Source organism: Microbacterium jejuense, assembly GCF_039544225.1.
GTDB lineage: Bacteria > Actinomycetota > Actinomycetes > Actinomycetales > Microbacteriaceae > Microbacterium > Microbacterium jejuense.
In genome coordinates this window covers 297,903-319,694 of sequence record NZ_BAABLG010000004.1, presented here as the reverse complement: position 1 = coordinate 319,694, position 21,792 = coordinate 297,903, and the positions used below count along the sequence as shown (strand labels likewise).

Below are 21,792 nucleotides of genomic sequence, written 5' to 3'. Positions count from 1 at the left end.
CGTCGTCGTCCTCAGTCGGCGGGGACGTCGATCTCGACCCGGGTGCTGCCGGCATCCCGGCGGAAGAGCAGGACCGGCATCTCGACTCCGACGTCTTCGGACAGGCGGTTCACCGACAGCGTGAGCGCATCGGTGTGCCGACAGCGCGGCTCGATCACCCAGACGTCGTCGTCCAGCGAGCCGCCGTACGCGATGTTGAGGCACACCGTGTCGAGGCCGGTCGCAGGCCAGGTCGCGACGTGGTCGACGTCGGGAAGCAGCAGCACGGCGTCGCCGACCCCGTCCAGCGCACCGGCGAACCCGTGCTTCGCGTCGATCGCGGCTTGATCGACGATCGTCGGTGTGGGGTCCACGTACACGTCGACGCGGACCTCCGGGAGGGTGTCGGACGTGGCGTGCAGCTCGAACCTTCGATCGCCCGCGGGACCGGTGAACGCATAGCCTTCACCCTCGTACTGCGTCCCGCTGTAGTTGTCGAACCCCGGCCGGTCACCGCACAGGGGGATGCGCACCGGGAGGTCGTCGGTCGCCGGCTCGTTGTCGCCGACCTCGACCCAGATCTCGGCCGCGTCGCAGTCCGCGGTGCGGGCGAGCAGCAGGGCACCCCGGGGCACCGCGACCGCGCGCGTGTCGAGGGGCCCGTCATCGGACTCGGCGGCCCGCGCCGTCATCGCCAGCGTGGGGGCGCCTGCCACCGGCCGCACCACGGACAGCGGATCGGGGAGCGGCTCGGGTGCGGGCTCGGGCACCTGCACCCACTCGATGTCTTCGCGGTCCACCCGGGCGCCGATCTGCTTCGCATACATGTCGAGCGTGGCCTTCAGCTCGGCGAAGGCGAGATCGAGGGCGCACTCGGCGACCTCGTCGCGAGTGGCGCGTGGGCCGAGCGCGTCCGCGCACTCCCGCTCGAATCTGCTCTCGAACTCGGTGACCGGCGGTGCGGGGGCACGATAGCCCAGCGCCGAGGTGCCCGGGGCGTAGTCGAAGAGGCTGGTGGCGGCATCCACCCACCACTTCTCGGCGAAGTCGGTCTCGATGTTTGCGCCGGCCGGCAGCAGCGACCCGTCGGGCAGCCGCAGGTCGTTCGTGGCGTCGTCGTCGGCGGAGCCCACCAGACCCACCGTGCGCGCGGCGCGCTCGGGCGTCAGTGCCAGATCGACGAAGAACCACGAGCCCCAGACCAGCGTGACCGTGCTCGAGTCGGGGAGGGTCACCGTCCACGCGCGATAGCCGTCGATGTCGGAATGTTCGACGCGTACGCCTGCCACAGTGAACCGCGCGTCCGCGCGCGGTTCACCATCGGCCCGCACGGTGACCTCGGCGTCGAGGGCGAACTCGGCCGCCGTGAACGTGAACCGGTGCCCCGCTGCCGTGATCGCGATCGCGCTGTTGCCCGCGGGCGCCGTCTCGCTGCGGCTCACCGCCTCGTGGCGCCCCTGCACCTCGAACCCGCCCGCGGTGTCACGCGCGACCACGAACTCACCCCGCGTCATCACATCGAACGACAGCCCGTCGAAGGTCCGGATGTGCGGGTCGCCGTGCGTGCCCGCCGTCTTCGGGTTCGGTTTCGGCTTCTCGCACCGGGTGTCGGGGTCCCATTTCTGGGTCTTGATGGCGTAGCCGTGCTGTTCGTCGCCGGCTGCCATCGCCAGCAGGATGGCACGCTCGTCCAGCGGAATCGTGTCAGACGTCGTGTCGTCAGGGCACCGGCACTGTGACGCGTCCACACAGAACGTCTTCGACGTGCCGTCCGCGATGGTGACGATGTCGGCTTCGCCTGCGACGCCCAGCAACGTGCTCTGCGCGGCGATCGTGACGAGTCCCACGTCGGCGGTGAACGTGAACCGATGCACGTTGTGCGCAAACGAATCGATGAACGACTTGGTGATCTCGCCGACCCCCAGTGCCGGCTGGTCGATCCTGTTGTCACGTGGTCCTTCGTGGGTGTTGCCGGACGGCCAGGCCAGATCCCATTGGGTCGGGTCGATCGAGAACAGCCGGTGGAACTCGTCGAATCGGGAGGATGCCGTGGCCATGCGCAGGCGGAACGGCAGCGCATCCATCCCACCCGCCCGGAGCGCACTCGCGGTGTTGTGAGCTGCCGCCTCGAGCATGTGCCGGACGGCGCCGTAAGGCTCGCCCTTGGCCTGATGGAACGTCTCGAAGATCGGCCAGGCGTCGTACGAGAACGCGGGCAACGGCTTCGACTGCGACGAGAACCAGTCCGTGCCCACGACGCCGTCGGGGATCGGCTCGCCACGATGCAGATCCAGCGACGCGAACACCGCGGATCCTTCGATCACCCACGACGGCTCGGTAAGCAGGTCGCCCCGCCAGATCTGCTGGTAGCAGTGGAACAGCTCGTGGGCGAACGCGTAGCGCCACCAGTCGTCGTCGGCGGCAGGCTCGACACCGTCGCGGTAGACGGTGATGTCGCACACTCCGCTCGCCGAGCCCGAGAGCTCTGCACTCGCCGCAGCGGCGCCCTCCATGAGGGGCACGTCCACCACCTCGTCGGAGTACAGCAGGTGCGGCACGAGCTCGCCCCACCCCGGCTGGTATTGGCGCCAGTCCTTCATGGCGAGTGCGACCAGACGCCGCAGCCTGGCGCGTTCGTCGGAGGGAGGAAGCCACCCCGTCACCGGCTGGACGAGGGAGGTGAGGGATGCCGGGGCCTCGTCGGGATCGGGCACCCCGTGTGCCGCGTCCAGGCGTGCGACCTGCTCCGGCGTCAGCTCGGACCGGTGCTGCTCCATGAGCTGCAGTGTGTAGGTGAGGCCCGGCCCGTCTCCGTCCGGCAGCGCCGATGGACTCGCGCCGGGCACGTCATCGAAGTACAGCGCGAACGCGTCGATCGCCTGCTGCGCCGTCGTACCGCCGTCGGCGAGTGACGCGTCGATCTCGGTGAGCAGCTGCTCGGTGCGGGTGCTCGGCTCCCAGTCCTCGACCGGCGGCTGCACGTCCGTCGTGGTCACCGCGCCGGACGTCGGAGTCGGGTCGGCGGCATCCTTCTCGGGTCCCGGCGCGGGAAAGCACGCCGTCATTCCCGCCACCAACGCCGCCGTGATGACCACGGTCCCCAGCCGCCTGCCCATCGCCCCACCCGTCCGCTGAGCGGATGCCCCGTCAGCACATCGTGTTCCCGTGCGCGCTCGCCGTCGATGGCATGCGCGGAGAAGGAGGCAGCTGGGGTGCGCGCTGATACCCACGCACCACCATCGGGGTCTCGCTGAACTGAGGCCGCTCAGACCACGGGGTCGGCGAGCACCTCGGCGAGGATCCGCCGGTGCTCATCGCCCTCGTCCGGGCTGGACTGGCCCGACAGCACGACGAGCGACTTCCACAGCGCCCAGCCGCGCGCCCGCTGCCACGTCGCGTCGTCGAGTCCGGCCGCCTCGCGGAACGCCGTGCGCCCCTCGCCGCGGAAGTGCGTCCACGCCAGGACGAGGTCGCACGCCCGGTCGCCGACGCCGGACGTGCCGAAGTCGATGACCGCGCTCAGCCGGCCGTCCTGCACCAGCAGATTGCCGACCGCGACGTCGCCGTGGAACCACACCGGCGCCGACTCCCACACGCTCGTGGTCGCGGTGAGCCACACCGCGGCGCACGCCTCCGCGTCGACGTCGAGCCTGCGCAGCGCCGTCTGCACCTCGTCGCTGTACGCGCTCGGGTGGCTGCCGCGATAGAACGAATGCCGTCCGGCCGCCGCCCCGGCCTCGGTGGGCAGCGATCGCAGGGCCGCCAGCATCCCTCCGACGTCGTTCGCGAGGGCGAGCTGATCGAGAGTGGATGCCGCCGCCACCGTGTCGCCGGGCAGCCAGCGCCGCACCGACCACGGATAGGGGTAGCCCGGGCCCGGTGCGCCGACGGCGACGACGGCGGGCACCGCGACGGGGAGCCGGCCGTCGAGGAAGCGGAGCGCCCGCTCCTCTTTCGCGACCGCGGCGACGTAGCCTTCGGCGCTCGGCAGCCGCACCGAGAGGTCGTCGCCGAGGCGGAAGGTGCGGTTGTCCCACCCCTGTCGCGGGACGGCCCGCACGGGGAGGCCGGCCAGGTCGGGGAACTGCTCTGCGACCAGGGCGGAGGCGAGGGATTCGTCGATGTGCATCCCCGCCAGCCTGGCAGGCGCGGACGCGACGCGGGTCAACCGCCGTGCGAGAGCACCCTGATCGCACGGTTGGCGCCGAGGCCCGGTTCGGACTCGCCGAGGTCGACGACCATGGGCTCGTGGCCGGCGATCTCGTCGCGGTCGTACTGCGCGTACGACATGACGATGACGATGTCGCCGGTGTGGACCAGCCGGGCGGCGGCGCCGTTGATCTGCACGACGCCCGAGCCGCGCTCTCCGGCGATCGTGTACGTCTCGAAGCGGGCGCCGTTGTTGATGTCGACGACGTGCACCTGCTCGTGCTCCAGGATGTCGGCGAGGTCGAGCAGGTCTTCGTCGATCGTGATCGAGCCGACGTAGGCGAGGTCGGCGCCGGTCACTGTCGCACGGTGGAGCTTGGACTTCAGCAGCGTTCGCAGCACAGGGACCTCGGGATGGTGGAGGGATTGATGGACGGCATCCAAGAATAGGCGATGATCGCGCACGCGATTCGTTGGGAAAGCGTTTCGACATTGACTCTGGCGCGAGTCCGAGCGCGACCCCTATCTTGTGCGTAGCGCGTCTGGGGCAGCACGTGACGTGACTGATTCATCAACCGTCGCCGAGAGGCGGCATCACCGATGGGAAGTCGTATGTCAGAAACCAAGCCGACCATCGTCCTCGTGCACGGCGCGTGGGCGGATGCATCCAGCTGGAACGCCGTGAGCGTCCCGCTGCAGGCCGAGGGCTACACCGTCCTCGCACCGCCGAACGAACTGCGCGGGCTCCAGTCCGACGCCGCCTACATCGCGTCGTTCCTGGCGCAGCGGACCAGCGGACCGGTCGTGCTCGTCGGCCACTCCTACGGGGGCGCGGTCATCACGAATGCCGGGGCGCAGGGCGGCGATGTCCGGGCGCTCGTCTACGTCGACGCATTCATCCCCGACGAGGGCGAGACCGTCGTCGGCATCCTCGAGGGATCCGGCTCGGCGCTCGCCGTCGCCGACCCGACGACGGTGCTCGACGTCGCCGGCTACCCGGGTGCTCCCGAAGGTGCCGCCGAGGCGTTCCTCAAGCCCGAGACTGTGCACACCGCGTTCGCGCAGGACCTGCCTGAGGTGGATCGCTGGACGATCGTCGCGACGCAGCGCCCGGCATCCTTCGTCGCCAACGTGACCCCCTCGGCGGCGCCGGCGTGGAAGACGATCCCGAGCTGGGCCGTGCTCGGCACGCAGGACCTCGTCATCCCCATCGACACGCAGCGCCGCATGGCCGAGCGTGCGGGCGCGACGATCAGCGAGGTCGACGCGTCGCACGTGTCGATGGTGTCGCAGCCCGAGGTCGCGCTCGCGGCCATCCGCGCTGCCGCGGCGTCGATCGGCTGAGATCCGTGCGCAACGGATCCCCGGGTCCGCGGCCGAGGCGCCGCGGCCCGGGGATCCGTCGCACCGGGCGACAGCAGGATCGGAGGGATGCCGTCACGCCGGCGCGGCGGCATCCATCCGCTCGTCGCGGGGCAGCGCGGGAGCCGGGGTCCGTCGTTCGGCCGCGGCCGGCGACACGAGCGGGGGCCGCTCGTGCTGCGGGACGAGTCGGCCCCGGTCGACCAGTCCCGCCTGGCGGGCCTGGAGGATCTCAGCCAGACGGCTGCGCCACTGCCGGACATCCGCGGCGTACTCGGCGCGGGCGGCGAGGTCATGGCGCTCGTAGGGGTCCACCGCGAGGTCGAAGAGCTGCTCCGCCGGCGCACCCGGTGCGCAGCGGGGGAACCACACGAACTTCCAGCGTCCGTCGGTGAGGAACTGCATCTCCTGCGACGGGTCGTAGCAGGTCGAGTGCTCGCCGTGCACGACGTCCCGCCATGACACCTCGTCGCCGCGGATGAGAGGCAGGACGCTCCGCCCGTCGACGCCGGCAGGGGCGTCCACGGCGCACACGTCAAGCACGGTCGGCATGACATCCTGCAGGCACACCGGCTCGTCCGCCGTGCGGGCATCGGAGTCGGCGCGCAGCGCGGCGGGCAGACGCACGAGCAGGGGCACGTGCGCCGAGCCCTCGTACGCATACGTCTTGCGCCACAGGTTGTGATCCCCCAGCATGTCGCCGTGGTCCGAGACGAAGACGACCATGGTGTCGTCATCCAGCCGGCGGTCGCGCAGCACGCGCATCAGGCGCCCGATCTGGTCGTCGATGTGATGGACGAGTCCGGCGTAGCCGGCGCGGGCGCGGCGGATCTCGTCGTCGCTGCGTCTTCCGCGCCACGCGTTGACGTCCGCCCGGTCGGCGCCGTCGACGTCGTGGAGCCGTGCCCAGTCGCCCACCGCGGGGTCGGGGATCATCCCGGCGCGGGCACGCTCGAGGTTGTGCTCGTAGTGGAACGCCGGGGGATCGTACGGCGAGTGGGGGCGGGCGAACGACGTCATCAGGAAGAAGGGCCGGGTCGGGTCCCGCCGCTCGAGGAAGCGGATCGATTCGGTCGCGGTCCACGTCGAGGGATGCAGGTGCTCGGGCACATGGGAGGGACGCGCCATCCACGAGTTGACGTCGACCCCGTGATCGGACTGCCTCACGTCCGCCGGGGCGTTCCGCTCGAACCACGCCGTGTAGTCCGACACGAAGCGATCGTCCTGCACCCGCAGCGACTCGTCGAGGACCGTCTCGTCGAATCCGTAGCGCGCCCGCTGCGGCGTGAAGTGCATCTTGCCCACGCCGTGCGTCTGGTAGCCGGCCCGGCCCAGCACCTCGGGGAGCGTGTCGGTCAGCCCCGCGAGCGGCGGCTGACCCTGTCCCATGCCGAGGATGCCGGTATGCCAGGGATCTCGTCCCGTGAGCAGCGACGCCCGCGCCGGCGTGCAGGACGGTGTGCACGAGTACGCGCTGCGGAACCGGGTGCCGGTCGCGGCGAGGTGGTCGAGGTTCGCCGTCGGCGCGAAGCCGCCCTCGCACGAGAGGGAGTCCCACCGCTGCTGATCGGTGACGATGAGCAGGACGTTCGGTCGCGTGGTCATGGTCCGCGCCGTCCGCTCTCAGAGGCCGAGCCGGTCGAGGGTCGCCGCCGCGACGGCCAGCGGTTCGGCGGAGGACGCGTCGTCGCTTCCGGTCGCACCGCGCCAGGACTCCTCGATCCGCACGATCTGCTCCCGCAGGGCCGATTCGTCGGGCGCGACCCCGCGTTCGGCGGCATCCTCGAGCCAGTCCGTCCAGGCCGCCCACCGAGGCGCGTACAGGTCTCGGACGAGGCCGGCCCAGTGCCGGCCCGAGTAGTCGTGCAGGCCGCTGCCCTGATGGCCCCACACCGACACCAGGCTGCGCGCGTCGCGCTCCATGATGTCGGCTTCGGACGCCCCTTCGGCCCACGAGCGGGCTGCGGCGATCCACGTCGACGCGCGCGACTCCGGCCGTGTCGCGACCAGGTCGTCAAGGGCGCGCAGGTCGTCCTGCAGCCGCGCGGCGTGGCCACGGAGCGCGGGGGCGTCGTGCGCCTGCGACGCGGCGAGCACCCCGCGGATGTGCTGCCGGAGCTGCTGCGCCACGACGTGTCCGGTGAGCTCGACGACATCGCGCTCGAGCGCGTCACGGTTCACCGCCTGCCCCTCGAGCCCGATCAGCAGTCGCGCAGCGTGCGCGACGGCCGGCAGGTCGCCCTGCACGGCGGGATCGTTCTCGGCATCGATGTTGGCCGACATCCGTGCGGGCTCAGCCGGCAGCGCCTCACCGGCGAGACGCTGGGTCGCGAACGGCGCCGACGCGGTCCAGGGGCGCGCGATCACCGGGGAGGGGATCGAGCGGGTGCGGCCCGGCGCATACAGGGTCGCTCCGAGCAGCCGCCATGCCTCGCGGGCGGCCGGGTCGTCGACGCCGTAGCGCTGCACCGCGAAGTCCGCGAGCCACTGGTCGACGTCGAGCTCGCACCACACGGCGTCGGCAGCCGCCTCGTAGAACACTGTGTTGTTCTCGATCGCTTCGGGAGCCAGTCCCACGCCTTCGACCCCCTCGGGATGCCGCGCCGCGAGCTCTGCCATGTCCTGAGCGAGTCCGCGCAGATCTCCGAACAGGGCGAAGCGTCCGCCGAAGTTGTGGACGGCCGTCCAGATCCATCGCCGCCCGTGCATGCCCTCGCGCCACATCGGAGCGTGCTCGCCCCACAGGTCGATCAGCACGAGACGGTCGCGGGGGACGCCCGACAGATAGGCCGCGATCCGCTCGCGCGACCAGAACGCGCGGTGGTAGTGGAACGGCCAGCCCTGCAGCAGCCACGTCGCCTCCGGATGCACCGCGGCCAGCGCCCGGTGCACACCGGCGCCGGCCCGGGCCAGCTCGTCCAGGTCGCCGGACGGCGGGAGCGACTCGATGTACGGATCGACGGCGAACCACGGCTGCGTGCCCGGGTCGCCGAGCAGCTCCTGCTGCACTTCGAGGAACGTGCGCACGAAGCTCGCATATCCGGTGGAGGAGGGGGCCAGCAGCGGCGTCCGCCACCCCTGCCAGTCGATCTCGGCGGCTCCATCGCCGGCGAGCGACGTCGGCACCTGCCCACCGGTGACCGGCAGGACGGGGGTCATGCCCAGCTCGCGGGTGCGGGCGAGGATGCTGCGCGCGAGCTCCACGCGCCGCGTCGCCCACGCCTGCGGCAACGGGCCGCCGAAGTCGTGCAGGCCGCCCATCGACATCCACGGGATCGTGGCCGCGCCGCCCACCCAGGCGCGCGCTTCGTCGTCGGCGACGCCTGAGCGCTGCAGCGCCTCCGCCAGGACGACCTCGTACGCCGTCAGGACGAGCGGATGGGTCACCCCGTGCAGGGCCATCCAGTCGAGCTCCCGCTCCCAGCGCGGCCAGTCCCAGTACGCCGTCGAGTAGCCGTGCGTGACGACGTTGAGGTGATAGCGGATGCCGAACCGCGTCGCCTGCGCCGTGTCGGGCGCATCCGGCCAGGCTGCCCCGCGGGCCGTGATCACGGGCGATTCCCACGTGATGCGCCGGCCATGGGACTGCAGATAGCGTGCGAACGCGCTCGCCGCCGCGACGAGGTCCGTTCCGCGCAGCGTCAGCGTGCCGGCGTCGGCGTGGAACGAGCCGGTGGCGGCGGCATCCCGGTTCCGAGGCTCCCGCTCGACCCGGACGCGCGACGCATCGCCCCCCGCCCGCGCGATCAGCCGGCGCAGGGCATCCGCGAAGTCCGGCTCGCTCATGCCTGGGCGACCCCTTCTGCACCGGCGGCGATGTCCAGGCCTGACGACCACGCGGCGAAGTCGACCGGGACCCCCGACAGGCGCGACTCCTCCGCGGCGAACGCGATGAGGTGGCTGTCGAGCGCCGTGGCGAACGAGAGCTCGCCCTCGCCGACAGTGCCGGCGACCAGCGCGTCGACGAACTCGGCCATCAGCGCCGCGTCGCCACCGGCATGGCCGGCGTGGTCGCCGAGGTCGGCGTTGGGCATCGCGACGTGCAGCGTGTGGCGCTCGTGCCCCATCGGGGGCCTCGCCTGCGTCGTGTGCGAGGCCAGCGGCAGGCCGTCGGGAAGGACCGCCGCCGGCGAGAACAGGTCCACGACGATCTCTCCGCTCTCCATGTGACCGGTCAGCTGCCCTGCCGAGCCGGTGATGGCGACGTTGCGGGTGTTCTCGGCGGTGAACGCGGACGCCGTGAGGGTCGCGGTGAGCCCGCCGGGGAACATCATCGTCGTCTGCTGATGGTCGGCGACGTCGTTGTCGCTGCGGTACACGCAGCGTCCGTACTCGCCGGTGCGCAGCGCCGCGATGCGGCCGGCCGGCGACGTGTCCGCGCCGAGCAGGTGCACGGGATGACCCGACACGCCGGCCAGCGCGTCGACGTAGTAGCGCGGCGCGTAGAACGGGCAGCTGTCGGCCACGGGGCAGCCGTCGAGGCAGAACTCCGGGGCGCCCGGAGGGGCGTTCTCGGGACGGAACCAGGTCAGCTCGCCGATGCTGTAGACCGATTCGGGCGCAGAGCCGGCCAGCCACCGGATGAGGTCCAGATCGTGCGACGTCTTGGTGAGCACCATCGCACCGGCACGGGCTGTGCTGCGCCAGTTGCCGCGCACGTACGAGTGCGCGAAGTGCCAGAACCCGATGTTCTCTCTCACTTCGAGCGTCATCGTGCGCCCGATCGCGCCGGAATCGAGGATGCGCTTGATCGAGCGCCAGAACGGCGTGAACCGCAGCACGTGACCCACCGCGAGCCGCGACGACGCGTCGGCGGCGTGGCGGGCCAGCCGCGAGAGCTCGGCGAGGGTGGGTGCGGCCGGCTTCTCCAGCAGGAACGGGATGCCGGCCTCGGCCACCGCGATCGCGACGTCGACGTGGAGCACGTCGGGAACGGCGATCACGACGCCGTCGGCCCGCAGCGCACCCAGGTCGGCGACGACGTCTCGCCAGTCGGCGTACTCCGCGGCCCCACCGGCCTCGGCGGCCAGAGCCGAGCGCCGCGGTGCCGAGATATCGGCCACCGCCACGATGCGCGCGCGATCGGGGTGTTCGATCGCCCAGCGGCCGTAGGCGTCGCGTCCGCGCCCGCCGGCCCCGATCACGACGAGACGCTGCTGTCGGGTCATTTCTCCGCTCCTGCCGTGAGGCCTTCCACCAGGTATCGCTGCGCGACGAAGAACAGCACGATGACCGGTGCCGTGACGGCGAGAGAGCCCGCCAGCAGCACTGTCACCGGCACATTGAAGTCGGCGAGCTGCGAGATGCCGAGCGGCGCCGTCCACAGCTCGCGGTCCTGCACGAGGAACAGCAGCGCATAGAAGTACTCGTTCCACGCGATCATGAAGACGTAGATGGCCGTCGCGACGACGCCGGGCAGCGCGATCGGCAGCACGACGCTGCGCAGCATCTGCGGCAGCGAGGCGCCGTCGACGATCGCGGCCTCTTCCACGCTCTCGGGCAGCGCCTGGAAGTAGTTGCGCAGCATGTAGATGGCGACGGGGACCGTCGTCGCGACATAGACGAGGAAGAGCCCGACGAGCGAGCCCGTCAGCCCCGCCTTCGCGAGCAGCACGAACAGCGGGACCGACAGCACGATCCCGGGGAACAGGTACACGCCCAGGATGATGCCGTTCACGAAGCCGCGCCCGCGATAGCGCAGTCGTGCGGCCGCGTACGCGCCGAGGATCGAGACGATGATCGACAGCGCGACGGTGCAGGCGGCCACCACCAGCGAGTTGATGACGAACCGCCCGAGGCCGAAGCCGCCCTGGGCGGGGTCGAGCATCGCCGTCGTGTAGCCCGAGAAGTCCAGCTCGTCCCATGCCGGGAAGAGGTTCAGCGGCGCCTGCACGATCGACGCGTACGGACGCAGCGAGAGCACGAAGCCGTACAGGACGGGGCCGAGGGCGAAGATCAGCGCGAGCGCGATGATCGCCACGCGACCCGTGGTGGCCAGCGGGTGGGGCCGCAGAGCGGACCGATGCCGGGTCATTCGAGGTCCACCTTCCTGCGCGAGAGCGCGACGTACACGGCAAGGAGCGAGATGAGCACGACCGACATCAGAAGCCCGTACGCGGCGGCGCTGCCGATGTCGGCGCGGGTGACGAGCTCGGTGTACACCTTCAGCGCCATGACCTGGGTGCCGCCGGCGCCCTCGGTGAGCAGGAAGATCTCGCTGAAGCTCTGGAAGGTCCAGATGAACCGCAGCAGGCACAGCAGCAGGATGACGCCCTTCAGCTGCGGCAGGACGATGCGGCCGATGATCTGCATCCCGTTCGCCCCATCCAGCGCCGCCGCCTCTTCGATGCTGGGCGACACGCCCTGCAGGCGTGCCGTGATGAACAGGAACGACAGCGGCGCCGACGTCCAGATCTCGAACGCCACGACCACCAGCAGCGACAGCGGGATGGGGATGCCCCATACCTCGGTCGTGGTGGTGTTGAGGAAGCCGATCGACTGCTCCCACCCCAGCACCTCGCGTCCGAACGCGTTGATCACGCCGTACTGCGGGTTGAGCATCGTCTGCCAGATCGTGACGGCCGCGATGACCGGCAGCACGTAGGGGACCAGCAGCAGCGCCCGCACGATGCCGCGGCCGGGGAACGGCCGGCGCAGCGCCAGCGCCAGGACGAGTCCGAGCCCGACGGAGCCGACCATCGTGAGCGACGCGTAGAGCAGGGTCGTGCCCAGCGCCCGCCAGAAGGCCGGATTGGCCAGCGCCCGCCGGAAGTTCTCCAGCGACCAGTCGATCGGCTCGGTGCCCAGACGGGGGATGTCGACGAGGCGGATCTCGCTGAACGCGAAGACCACCACGAGCAGCAGCGGGAGCAGCGATGCGAAGAGGATGACCAGGAAGGTCGGGGCGGTCAGGAGCAGACCGTTGCGGTTGTCCCGCTGGGAGCGGCTGCGAGGCCGCCCCCAGCGGTGACGGAGGACTCCGGTGGTCACAGGCCCGCCTGTACCTCCTCGACGGCCGCCTTCATGGCGGCTGTCACCTCATCGGCGGGAACCCCGTTGTAGAGCTGCTCGATCTGCCCCGACAGCACGCCCTGGCTGGACACGAGGCCGGCCAGCGTCGCGTCCGGCGTGCCCATGCCCCACAGGTAGACCGAGTTGATGCCGTCGCGCATGCTGTCGACGAACTCCTCGCCGTACAGGTCGACCGAGGTCTTGGTCTGACCCGGACCGATGCCCAGCCCGCCCCACGCCTCGATGAATTCGGTCGGGTTGTCGGCGGTGCCGTTGCGCAGCGGGATGCGCCCTTCCGTCGCGACGGCGAGGGTGTCGACATAGCCCGTGCTCATCACGTACTCGATGTACTTCTGCGCGGCCGCCGTGTTGGCGCCGGTGGGGATGCCGTAGCTCAGGATCGCCCCGTACTGCGCGGGGTCGTCCTCATCGAGCACCGTGATGAACTCGGTGTTGTCGGCGAGGAACGTGGGCTGCGCGGCGCACTCGGGGCACGTCGCAGGCGTGGCCTCGTCGAGCCCGGCCAGCTCGTCCAGGATGTGCGTCGAGAACAGCAGCATGGCGGCGTCGCCGTTCATGTACGCCGCACGGGCGCTCGTCACGTCGAAGTCTCCGGCGACGGACGAGTCGCGCAGCCGGAGGAACTGCTCGGCGGCCTCGGTGCACGCGTCCGAATCGATCGTGACGTCGCCGTCCTCGACCAGATCGCACCCGGCGCTCTGGAAGATCGACTGGATGCCCTCGGTCGCGGAGGCCGTGCCCGCCTGGGTGCCGAATGCCAGTCCGGTGATGCCGAGCTTCTCTTTGATCGTCGTGGCCGCATCGGCCAGCTCTTCGACGCTGGTCGGGACGTCGACGCCCGCCTGCTCCAGCAGGTCGGCCCGGTACGCGACGAGGTGGGTCCACCCGTCGCTCGGGACGGCTGAGATCTGGTCGTCGATCGTCACGGCGTCGATCGCGTGCTCGTTGAACGTGTCGAGCCCGAGCGCGTCCACCGTCGCGGTGGCGGCGTCGGCGTCGAGCAGGCCCTGCGAGGTCCAGGCGCCGGTCTGACTCGACGAGTGCAGGATCACGTCCGGCACGTCGCCGGTTGCCGATCCGGTCACGAGGGCCTGGTCCTGATCGGCGCCGGCCATCGGCACCACCTCGACGTCGATGCCGGTCTCTTCGGTGAAGGCGGCAGCGACCGCCTCCTGGGCGGCGAGGCGATCGGGCGTGGTCTGCGGCGTCCAGAAGACGACGCTGCCGCTCGCCTCCCCTGTGCTGGTGTCGTCGGTGTCGGGCGTGCCGGCGGAACAGCCGGCCAGCAGGCCGAGCACCGCCGCCATCGCGAGTGGAGCCACGAGACGCTGTGTGGGGGTCCGGGTCATTGCATCACTCCTCTTGTCGTGGCGCGAGCGCCGGGGAACGGGGCGAAGCGGCGCAGCCTCGATGCTGCGCCGACGGTGCGATCATTCCGCCAGGCGAGCAATCTCGTAGAGATCGAGCGACAGAATGCAAGAAAGCACCTCTGTCGACGGTACTCCTGAATGTAAGGTGCCTCTCGTGGACGATCTCGACCGGCGCATCACCGGTGCCCTGCTGGCCAACCCGCGTGCCAGCAACGCCCAGATCAGCGAAGCCGTCTTCACGTCGGAGGCCACGGCGTCGCGGCGCGTGGCGCGCCTGGTGCGCGACGGCGATGTGCGCGTCATCGGCGTGCTCGACGGCGAGGCGACCGGACGATCCCGGTCGTTGTTCGTGCGGCTGCGGTGCCGCCCGGGCGAGGCCCACCGGTCGGCGCAGCGCATCGCCGCGTGGTCGGCATGCGGCTCGGTCAAGCTCGTCACGGGCAGCGTGGACTGCATCGCAGAGATCGGGTACACCTCCAACGACCATCTGCTCGCGCTCACCCTCGAGCAGCTGCCGGCGCTGGACGGGGTCCTGGCGGTGTGGAGCAATCAGGTGATCCGGCGCTTCGCCACGCCGCACAGCTGGCTGCCGGATCTGCTGCCCGACGAGGTGGTCGAGCAGCTGCGCGCCCAGCGCCTGGATCCGTGGGCCGATCCGCTGCCGGACCGGCGCGTCAAGACCGATGCGCTCGACGGGCGCATCGCGGCCGCGCTGGCCGAGGATGGTCGGCTGGGGTGGCAGCGCCTCGGGGAGCTGTGCGAGGTCAGTCCGGTCACGGTCCGGCGCCGCGCGGAGGCGATGATGGCCTCAGGTGCGCTGCGGATGCGCACGGTCATCGAGCCCGAGCGCATCGGGCTTCCGGTGAACGCCTTCGTGGCGCTCAGCGTCAACCCCACACAGCTCAGCCGCGCGGGCGAACTGCTGGCGGGGCATCCATCCGTCCTGATGATCTCGGCGACGACGGGCGACCGCAATCTGTGCGGCGAGGTCGCGCTCGCCTCGGACGCCGCCCTCTACTCCTTCATCTCGGAGACGATCGGGGGGCTCCCCGGACTGCAGCACGCCGATGTCGCGGTGGCGCTGCATTCGCTGAAGCGGGCGGGCCGCACGCGCCACCTCACCGCCGTGCGCTGACGTGCGACGCCCGGTCGGCGGCTCGGCTCGACCGGGCGTCGCGTGTCAGAGGGCGAGCCCGCGCAGCACGCCGTCCTGCGCCGCCACGATCAGCTGGCGACCGACGACGACCGGCGTCGAGAAGGTGTTCGCGGTGAACAGCTGCCTGTCGATCGCGACGGTTCCCGCCGCGGGATCGATGGCCGCCAGCAGTCCACCGACCGAGACGAGCCACGCTGTGCCGGTCTCGGGGTCGATCACGGGGCCGGCGTTGACGACGCGCGGCACGGCCTGTGCGCTCCACCGCACGCCGCCCGAGGCCGGGTCGGCGATTGTGACAACGCCCCACTCGGTGGTCAGCAGCAGGCCGCCGTCGGCGAGCATCAGGGCGGGCGCGAACATGTGGCTGCCTGCGACGCGCCATCGCTCGGCGCCGGTCACCGGATCGACGGCGATCGCGTCGGTGACGGTGCTGAACAGGACGGCTCCGCCTGGGAGCACCTCCACCCAGTCGTCCCAGGGGCCGTATATCAGCTGGCGGTACCGATCGGGCCGGGTGTTCGTGAGGAACGACCACAGCCGCGTGCCGGAGTGCAGGTCGTACGCGTATCCGCGCCCGTCGCCGGCGCCGACGTACACACGCTCGCCGTCCGACGCGGCGCGCCCCGCAGTGCGCACCGGCACGTCAGCCTCCCAGAGCGTCCGCCCGGCGGCGTCGAGGCAGCGCAGCCGATCCTCGGCGGCGACCAGGATGCGGTCGCCACCGCCGGTCGACACCACGAGAGGCGTCGACATGACCGGCTTGCCGAAACCGCTCGTCCACGCGACGGCGCCGGTCCGCGCGTCCACGGCGGTGAGCCGGTGGTCCGCGCTCGCGAGCACGACGAGCGCGCCGTCGGTCGTGAATGCGGCGCCGCGGTGGACCGGACCGAGGTCGACCGTCCAGCGGGGCCGGTACGACGTGCCGGCGATGTCGACGGCGACGACCCTGCCAGAGGTCGACCCCGCGACGACGGTGGCCCCGGATGCCGCGAGCGCGCCCTGCAGCTGCCCGCCAACAGGCAGCTCCCACGCGGAGCGGGTGCGTGCCGGGCCGTCCACGGCCACGGGCGTCGTCTCGTGCCGCCGCACGCCCCGCGCGTCGGTGGCCCGCAGCTGCACCCGGTGGGGTCCCGGGGCGAGTGCGGCGGCGTCGAGCGAGCCGTGCCACGACGACCCGCGGGCCTGCAGCGCCGTCCAGGGCCCGTCGTCGACCGCGCCGAAGACGGACTGGGGGAACACCCGCGCCTCCACCGTGACGGCCGCGGCGCCGGCCACCGCGGTCAGGTCGATCCGTCCGGGGTGGGATCGCACCGATCCGCGGATCGGGACGGTGCCGCCGGGCGGGGCGTCCAGCGGGATCTCGGCGAGCAGGTCGACGGTCGGGGCGTCGGCATCGGTGGCCCCGAGCGTCACCGCCTCGACGACGAGCACGCGTCCCTGATCGCTGCGACGCTCGGTCACGCGCTGGTAGAAGGGGCCGCCGCGCGTCGTCGTCGAGGCCACCTGGGTGAGGCCGTTGAAACTGTCGACCTCGTAGCGGTGGATGTGCCCGGCGAAGATGCCGCGCACCGGGAAGGGCTCGATGGTGCGCAGCAGTTCGTCGGTGTCGTTCACGTAGTAGTTGCGGCCCGCGAGCGGGTAGTGCAGGAACATGATCGACGGGATGCCGGCGGCCGCGGTCAGGTCGTCGCGCAGCGCTGCGAGGTCGTCGCCGAACAGCCCGGGCTCCTGCAGTGCCTGCGTCGGATCCAGGGCGAGGAAGTGCACGCCGCCCGCGTCGAAGCTGTAGCTGGTGGGGCCGAACCAGCGCTGGAACCGTTCGCGCGCGCTCGTGTCCCAGCGGATCTCGTGGTTGCCGGGCACGTGGCGCAGGCGATCCCACAGGCCGCGCGGAATGGTGTCGCGGTAGGCGGTGAAGCCGGCATCGTCGCCGTAGTCGGTGATGTCGCCGCAGTGCAGCACGAACTGCGGCTGCTCCGCTTCGACCGCCGCGAAGACCCGGCGCAGGTTCTCCAGGCGCGCGCCCTCCTCCTCGTTGGCGTGCGTGTCGGTGAGCACGACGAAGTGCAGCGTCCCGGCGTCGACGGGCGCGCCCACGGCGGCGCCCGGCCAGGGCCCCCACGCCGTGCTGCTCAGCCCGACGCCCACACCGAGGGCAGAGAGCCCGAGGAACCCGCGTCGGCTGAGGGGCGTCCTGCGGTGTGCGCCCGTGCTGGTGTCGTCCGTCATCTCGCTCCTCCGGTCGTCGTCCTGATCGGTACCCAACCGGGCGCGGGCGAGCCGCGCCGAGAAAGGACGCACGAAATGCGAGGTTCTGACATCTGGGGGACGGGCCGCGCAAGAAACCGCCGATGCCCGGGGCGGCGCCTCCGGGCCGGCACCGCCGCCGATGACGGAATCGCGCAGGGCCACCGGTGCGATCGCCGATTCCTTGCACGAGCCCGTCGGGTGGTTGCCGCCGCGGCCATGCGGCCGCCAGCGTCGGGAGGGCCGGCCCCCCAGACCGGCATCCGTGTGTGAATTGTGAGAGAGAGTCTGAGCGATGCGTTCTTCCCAGCGAATCCGCCGCCTGTCCGCCCTCGCCGCCGCCGGTCTCGTCGCGGCGACGCTCGGCATAGCCGCACCCGCGGCTGCCGACGCCGTCTCGGCCGGCGGGCCGTCGGCGGTCGCCGGCCGCAGTGCAGGTGCGGCGGCATCCACTCCTGCAGAGCACGTCGTGCTCATCGCGCTCGACGGCTTCGACATCGACTACCTCGACGACGTGGCGCTGCCGAACCTGTCGGCGCTCGCCAATCGGGGGAGCCTCAGCGTGTCGACCGGCGTCATGTCGTCGATCACCAACCCGTCGTGGTCTTCGGTCGCCACGGGCGCATGGCCTGAGACGCACCGCAACACCGCGTACTGGTTCGATCCGTCCACCGGCACGGCCCGCGGGCAGCAGCGCGATCTCGCGGTGCCGACGATCGCGCAGGCGATCCGCGATCAGGGTGGGACCGTGATGTCGTCCCAGTGGTTCATCGTGCAGAACTACGGCGTCGCGTTCGGCGACCCCGAGGGGCTCTACACGCAGCCGGGCGGCGATTGCGCCCGGCGCACCGACGACGCCGTCGCCGTGATCGACGGCCGACCCGTGATGAGCGGCGGCGCGTCCGTGCAGATGGCCGGCGTGCCCGACCTCATCGCGGTGTACTGCGACAGGCTCGACGCACTCGGCCACGCCGAAGGGGATCAGGCGGAGGGGATGCCGGCGGCTCTGGCAGACATCGACGTGCAGATCGGCAGGCTGGTGCAGGCCACGAAGGATGCCGGCATCTACGGCCGCACCGCGTTCGTGGTGACCGGCGACCACGGCATGGAGACGTTCACCAACGGCATGCGCGACGAGCTGCTCGCCGCGATCTCGGCGGCGGGCTACGACGCCGAGATGCTCACCGCGGGGCAGTCTCCGAAGCCCGGGACGGACGCGGTGATCGTGGTCGGCGGCGTCGGCTCGCTGCACCTGGTCGGCGACGCGGCCGGCGACCCCGCGGCTGCGGCGGCCATCGAGGCGGCGGTGGCGGCCCTGCCGCACGTGGCCGCCGTCTACGACAAGGACGAGCAGCGCGCGATGCACATGTCGCCCAACTACGGAGAGCTCATCATCGAGCCGGTCGAGGGCTGGAGCCTGGGTGCCACGCCCGCCGATCCCGCCGGCGTCCACGGCATGACGCGCGTCATGCACGTGCCGCTGGTGCTGGCCGGAGCGGGTGTGCGTCCGCACGCCGCGCCACACGACCCGCGTCACATCGACATCGCGCCGACGATCGCCGCACTCCTCGGGTTCGACGGCCCGTCGGGCGCCGACGGACGGGTGCTGACGGAGTCGATCCGCGTGCGCTGAATCGCAGGTCAGAACGACATGGTGGATGCCGTCACGCCGGGGTGGCGGCATCCACTTCTCTGCGCTCCAGGCGTATCACCCCGGGATGGGGTCCCTCCTTGCGGGTGGTGGAAGTACCACCGGGCGCGGGGCCCGGAGTGGGCCGCGCGCCGAATGATGGGGGGAGAACCATCATGAGATCCAGAGTCGTCTCGGTGCTCGCCGCCTGTGCGGTCGCGCTGGGGATGGTGGCCGTCGCGCCGCCCGCGTACGCCGCGCCGCCGGAGAAGGTGCGGGTCATCGTGCAGCTCGACCACAAGGCGTCGGCGACCGATGTCGCCAAGAGCGTCGCCGGCGGAGCGACCAAGATCAAGGCGACCAAGACCATGCCGTACGTGATCATGGAGGTGCCGCGGCCCGCGCTGAAGGGGCTGAAGCACAATCCGCACGTCGTCGGGGTGGTCGAGGACTTCGCCGATCCGCCCGCGCTGTCCAACGCCCTGCCGGTCGTGAACGGCGACGACGTGCAGGCGCTCGGATTCACCGGGTCCGCCGCGACAGTCGCGATCCTCGACACCGGCATCGACGCCGACCACCCGTTCTTCGGGTCGCGCATCGTCGCACAGCACTGCTTCTCGGATCCGACGGACGACGACGGCGACGGCGACGAGGCGAGCCTGTGCCCCGACGGCACGACCGAGGACACCTCGGCCGACATCGACAGCGACAACAACGCGAGCTGCGTCGATGCGGGCAGCAACATCTGCGACCACGGCACGCATGTCGCCGGGATCGCGGCAGGTCGTGCGGCCGATGACACCGCCGGGTCGCCTCCGGGCAACGGTGTCGCGCCCGGTGCGCAGATCATCGCGGTGCAGGTGTTCACGCGGGTGAACACCGCGAGCGGCTGCTCTCCGAACCCCGCGCCGTGCGTGCTGTCGTACGCGTCCGACCAGATCGAGGCGCTGGACTGGGTGCGCGGCCAGGCCGCGGCGAACCCGGGCTGGAACGTCGTGGCCAGCAACATGAGCCTCGGCGGCGGCAACAACTCCTCGGCGTGCGACGGCGACACCCGAAAGGCGGCGATCGACAGCAACCTCGCTGCCGGCATCGCCACGGTGATCGCGTCGGGCAACAGCTCGTTCCTGAACGCCGTGGGCGCGCCGGGGTGCATCTCGACGGCGTTCACCGTCGGTCGCACCAACAACGACGACACCACGACGAACTCGGGCAATCGCGGTCCGCTGCTGGATGTGATGGCACCGGGCTCGTCGATCATCTCGTCGATCGACGACGACGTGTACGGCTCCAAGAGCGGCACCTCGATGTCGACGCCGATGGTCACCGGTGCGCTCGCCGTGCTGCGTTCGGCGTACCCGGCGCGGTCGGTGGCGAACCTGATGAGCGACATCACCTCGACAGGGGTGCCGATCACCTACACGACCAATGCGGCCGGGACGACGACGAACACCACGCCGCGCCTCGACCTGCTGGCTGCGCTGCAGGCGGCGAACGTCGCACCCGTCGTGACCGTCGACGACGCGTCGGTGACGGTCGACGAGGGCTCGCTCGCGACGAACACCGGTTCGGCGACGGATGCCGACGGCACTGTCACGTCGGTGACCGCGAGCATCGGCACAGTGACGCCGTCGGGCACGTCGTGGACGTGGTCGTACACGCCGCCGGACGGTCCGGCCGACACGTCGGTGACGATCACCGCGACCGACGACAAGGGCGAGACAGGCCAGTCGACCTTCGCCCTGCACGTCTCGAACGTGGCGCCCACCGTCGTGGTGGATGCCGTCACGCCCGCGAACGAGAACAGCCCGGTGACCCTCGCCGCGCACTTCTCCGACCCGGGTGTCGTCGACACGCAGACCGCGACAGTGGACTGGGGTGATGGAGTCGTGACCGCGGCGACGGTCACCGGCACCTCGGTCGACGCGTCGCACGTGTACGGCGACGACGGCGCGTTCACCGCAACCCTGACCGTCACCGACAAGGACGGCGGCGCCGGATCCGACACGGGCTCGGCGGTCGTCGCGAACGTCGCCCCGACGGCGGACATCACCGGTCCGCCCACCACGTCGTGGAACGGGCAGGACATCGTGTTCGGCACCGAGGGCGTCCCCGTGGCGTTCACGGCGCGCGGCACCGACCCGGGCAGCGACGATCTCGGCTTCGCCTGGGATTACGGCGACGGCGCGACCACGAGTCACACCAGCCTGGTGAACCCGCCGGCCGCCGACGCGGATCCGAGTCCCACCATCCAGCCGAGGGACGTGACCGATGCCGCGCCCCACACCTACGCGATCGCCTGTGCGGCGACCACCGGTGTGACGGTGGCGGACGACGACGCGGGATCGGCATCCGATGCCGTTCAGGTCGTCATTCTCGGGACGAGCGCGGATGCCGGAACCCTCGGCGTCTGGCAGACGGACTACCGCGACAAGCGGGCGAACCGTCACACGACCGACGAGAAGCTGTGCCTGCTGTCGGTCGTGCGGGTGCTGAGCGCGGTGTTCGACGAGAAGGTGGCGCTCACGACCATGCCGCAGGCGGTGTCGGCGCTGTGGCCGAAGAACACCAAGAACCCGACCGATCAGTTCGACGCGCACCTGCTGTCGCTGTGGCTGAACGTGGCCGACGGATCCATCGCCTTGGGCGACCCCGTCGACACGAACGGCGACGGCGTGGCGGACTCGACCGTCGGGGCTGTGATCCAGGCCGGTGAGGCTGCTCGGGTGGTGGCGGGAACGCCGGCGAGCGTACTCACCTCGTTCAAGAACCTCTACGAGGCGATCAACGCCGCGGCGTGAGGTGTTGCGGAGGGTCCGGCCTGCGGGTCGGGCCCTCCGTGCTGCGTGGGGCTCACGCCCCGCGCG

The 21,792-nt window shown here is 71.2% G+C and carries 14 protein-coding genes; 4 read left to right on the top strand and 10 right to left on the bottom strand.

Annotated features, from left to right (window positions below; genetic code table 11):
• Positions 1–11: 11 nt before the first annotated feature.
• From ABEA46_RS09010 to panD, 3 genes are all read right to left on the bottom strand, one after another.
• Complete coding sequence (locus ABEA46_RS09010) at positions 12–3,095, bottom strand: VWD domain-containing protein (RefSeq protein WP_345544103.1); 3,084 nt, start codon at positions 3,093–3,095, stop codon at positions 12–14.
• A 149-nt stretch (positions 3,096–3,244) separates the two neighbouring features.
• On the bottom strand, positions 3,245–4,108 hold the full coding sequence (locus tag ABEA46_RS09005) for an aminoglycoside phosphotransferase family protein (protein ID WP_345544102.1): 864 nt from the start codon (positions 4,106–4,108) through the stop codon (positions 3,245–3,247).
• Positions 4,109–4,143: 35 nt separating this feature from the next.
• Complete coding sequence (gene panD / locus ABEA46_RS09000) at positions 4,144–4,530, bottom strand: aspartate 1-decarboxylase (RefSeq protein ID WP_345544101.1); 387 nt, start codon at positions 4,528–4,530, stop codon at positions 4,144–4,146.
• A 210-nt stretch (positions 4,531–4,740) separates the two neighbouring features.
• Here panD and ABEA46_RS08995 point away from each other — a divergent pair, with 210 nt between their 5' ends.
• Complete coding sequence (locus ABEA46_RS08995) at positions 4,741–5,472, top strand: alpha/beta fold hydrolase (protein WP_345544100.1); 732 nt, start codon at positions 4,741–4,743, stop codon at positions 5,470–5,472.
• A gap of 93 nt (positions 5,473–5,565) precedes the next feature.
• Here ABEA46_RS08995 and ABEA46_RS08990 read toward each other — a convergent pair whose 3' ends face one another.
• From ABEA46_RS08990 to ABEA46_RS08965, 6 genes are read right to left on the bottom strand one after another with little or no spacing between them, the layout of a single operon-like run.
• Positions 5,566–7,095, bottom strand: a complete 1,530-nt coding sequence (locus ABEA46_RS08990; protein ID WP_345544099.1) for an arylsulfatase — start codon at positions 7,093–7,095, stop codon at positions 5,566–5,568.
• Positions 7,096–7,113: 18 nt separating this feature from the next.
• Positions 7,114–9,276: an alpha-N-acetylglucosaminidase gene (locus ABEA46_RS08985; RefSeq protein ID WP_345544098.1), complete on the bottom strand. Its 2,163-nt coding sequence runs from the start codon at positions 9,274–9,276 to the stop codon at positions 7,114–7,116.
• Entirely contained in the window at positions 9,273–10,658 is a 1,386-nt protein-coding gene (locus tag ABEA46_RS08980; RefSeq protein WP_345544097.1) for a Gfo/Idh/MocA family protein, read from the bottom strand. Before ABEA46_RS08980 ends, ABEA46_RS08985 begins: the two co-directional genes overlap by 4 nt.
• Entirely contained in the window at positions 10,655–11,524 is an 870-nt protein-coding gene (locus tag ABEA46_RS08975) for a carbohydrate ABC transporter permease (protein ID WP_345544096.1), read from the bottom strand. Before ABEA46_RS08975 ends, ABEA46_RS08980 begins: the two co-directional genes overlap by 4 nt.
• The gene (locus ABEA46_RS08970) at positions 11,521–12,480 is read right to left on the bottom strand and encodes a carbohydrate ABC transporter permease (RefSeq protein ID WP_345544095.1); all 960 of its coding nucleotides are present in this window, start codon (positions 12,478–12,480) and stop codon (positions 11,521–11,523) included. Before ABEA46_RS08970 ends, ABEA46_RS08975 begins: the two co-directional genes overlap by 4 nt.
• Entirely contained in the window at positions 12,477–13,871 is a 1,395-nt protein-coding gene (locus ABEA46_RS08965) for an ABC transporter substrate-binding protein (RefSeq protein ID WP_345544094.1), read from the bottom strand. The genes ABEA46_RS08970 and ABEA46_RS08965 overlap by 4 nt, the downstream gene beginning before the upstream one ends.
• Before the next feature lie 175 nt (positions 13,872–14,046).
• Here ABEA46_RS08965 and ABEA46_RS08960 point away from each other — a divergent pair, with 175 nt between their 5' ends.
• Complete coding sequence (locus ABEA46_RS08960; RefSeq protein ID WP_345544093.1) at positions 14,047–15,027, top strand: Lrp/AsnC family transcriptional regulator; 981 nt, start codon at positions 14,047–14,049, stop codon at positions 15,025–15,027.
• A gap of 45 nt (positions 15,028–15,072) precedes the next feature.
• Here the strand turns inward: ABEA46_RS08960 and ABEA46_RS08955 are convergent, their stop codons facing one another.
• The gene (locus ABEA46_RS08955) at positions 15,073–17,277 is read right to left on the bottom strand and encodes an outer membrane protein assembly factor BamB family protein (protein WP_345544092.1); all 2,205 of its coding nucleotides are present in this window, start codon (positions 17,275–17,277) and stop codon (positions 15,073–15,075) included.
• 313 nt (positions 17,278–17,590) lie between these two features.
• On the opposite strand from ABEA46_RS08955, the gene ABEA46_RS08950 reads away from it, so the two are divergent.
• Both ABEA46_RS08950 and ABEA46_RS08945 read left to right on the top strand, forming a co-directional pair.
• A complete protein-coding gene (locus tag ABEA46_RS08950) occupies positions 17,591–18,928 on the top strand; it encodes an alkaline phosphatase family protein (RefSeq protein ID WP_345544091.1) in 1,338 nt (445 codons plus the stop codon).
• 173 nt (positions 18,929–19,101) lie between these two features.
• Complete coding sequence (locus tag ABEA46_RS08945) at positions 19,102–21,726, top strand: S8 family peptidase (protein ID WP_345544090.1); 2,625 nt, start codon at positions 19,102–19,104, stop codon at positions 21,724–21,726.
• Positions 21,727–21,792 lie beyond the last annotated feature (66 nt).

Excerpts from the sequence above, each read along its gene's own strand:
- ABEA46_RS09010 (WP_345544103.1), bottom strand. The coding sequence starts at position 3,095 with ATGGGCAGGCGGCTGGGGACCGTGGTCATCACGGCGGCGTTGGTGGCG.
- ABEA46_RS09005 (WP_345544102.1), bottom strand. The coding sequence starts at position 4,108 with ATGCACATCGACGAATCCCTCGCCTCCGCCCTGGTCGCAGAGCAGTTC.
- ABEA46_RS08995 (WP_345544100.1), top strand. The coding sequence starts at position 4,741 with ATGTCAGAAACCAAGCCGACCATCGTCCTCGTGCACGGCGCGTGGGCG.
- ABEA46_RS08990 (WP_345544099.1), bottom strand. The coding sequence starts at position 7,095 with ATGACCACGCGACCGAACGTCCTGCTCATCGTCACCGATCAGCAGCGG.
- ABEA46_RS08985 (WP_345544098.1), bottom strand. The coding sequence starts at position 9,276 with ATGAGCGAGCCGGACTTCGCGGATGCCCTGCGCCGGCTGATCGCGCGG.
- ABEA46_RS08980 (WP_345544097.1), bottom strand. The coding sequence starts at position 10,658 with ATGACCCGACAGCAGCGTCTCGTCGTGATCGGGGCCGGCGGGCGCGGA.
- ABEA46_RS08975 (WP_345544096.1), bottom strand. The coding sequence starts at position 11,524 with ATGACCCGGCATCGGTCCGCTCTGCGGCCCCACCCGCTGGCCACCACG.
- ABEA46_RS08965 (WP_345544094.1), bottom strand. The coding sequence starts at position 13,871 with ATGACCCGGACCCCCACACAGCGTCTCGTGGCTCCACTCGCGATGGCG.
- ABEA46_RS08955 (WP_345544092.1), bottom strand. The coding sequence starts at position 17,277 with ATGACGGACGACACCAGCACGGGCGCACACCGCAGGACGCCCCTCAGC.
- ABEA46_RS08950 (WP_345544091.1), top strand. The coding sequence starts at position 17,591 with ATGCGTTCTTCCCAGCGAATCCGCCGCCTGTCCGCCCTCGCCGCCGCC.
- ABEA46_RS08945 (WP_345544090.1), top strand. The coding sequence starts at position 19,102 with ATGAGATCCAGAGTCGTCTCGGTGCTCGCCGCCTGTGCGGTCGCGCTG.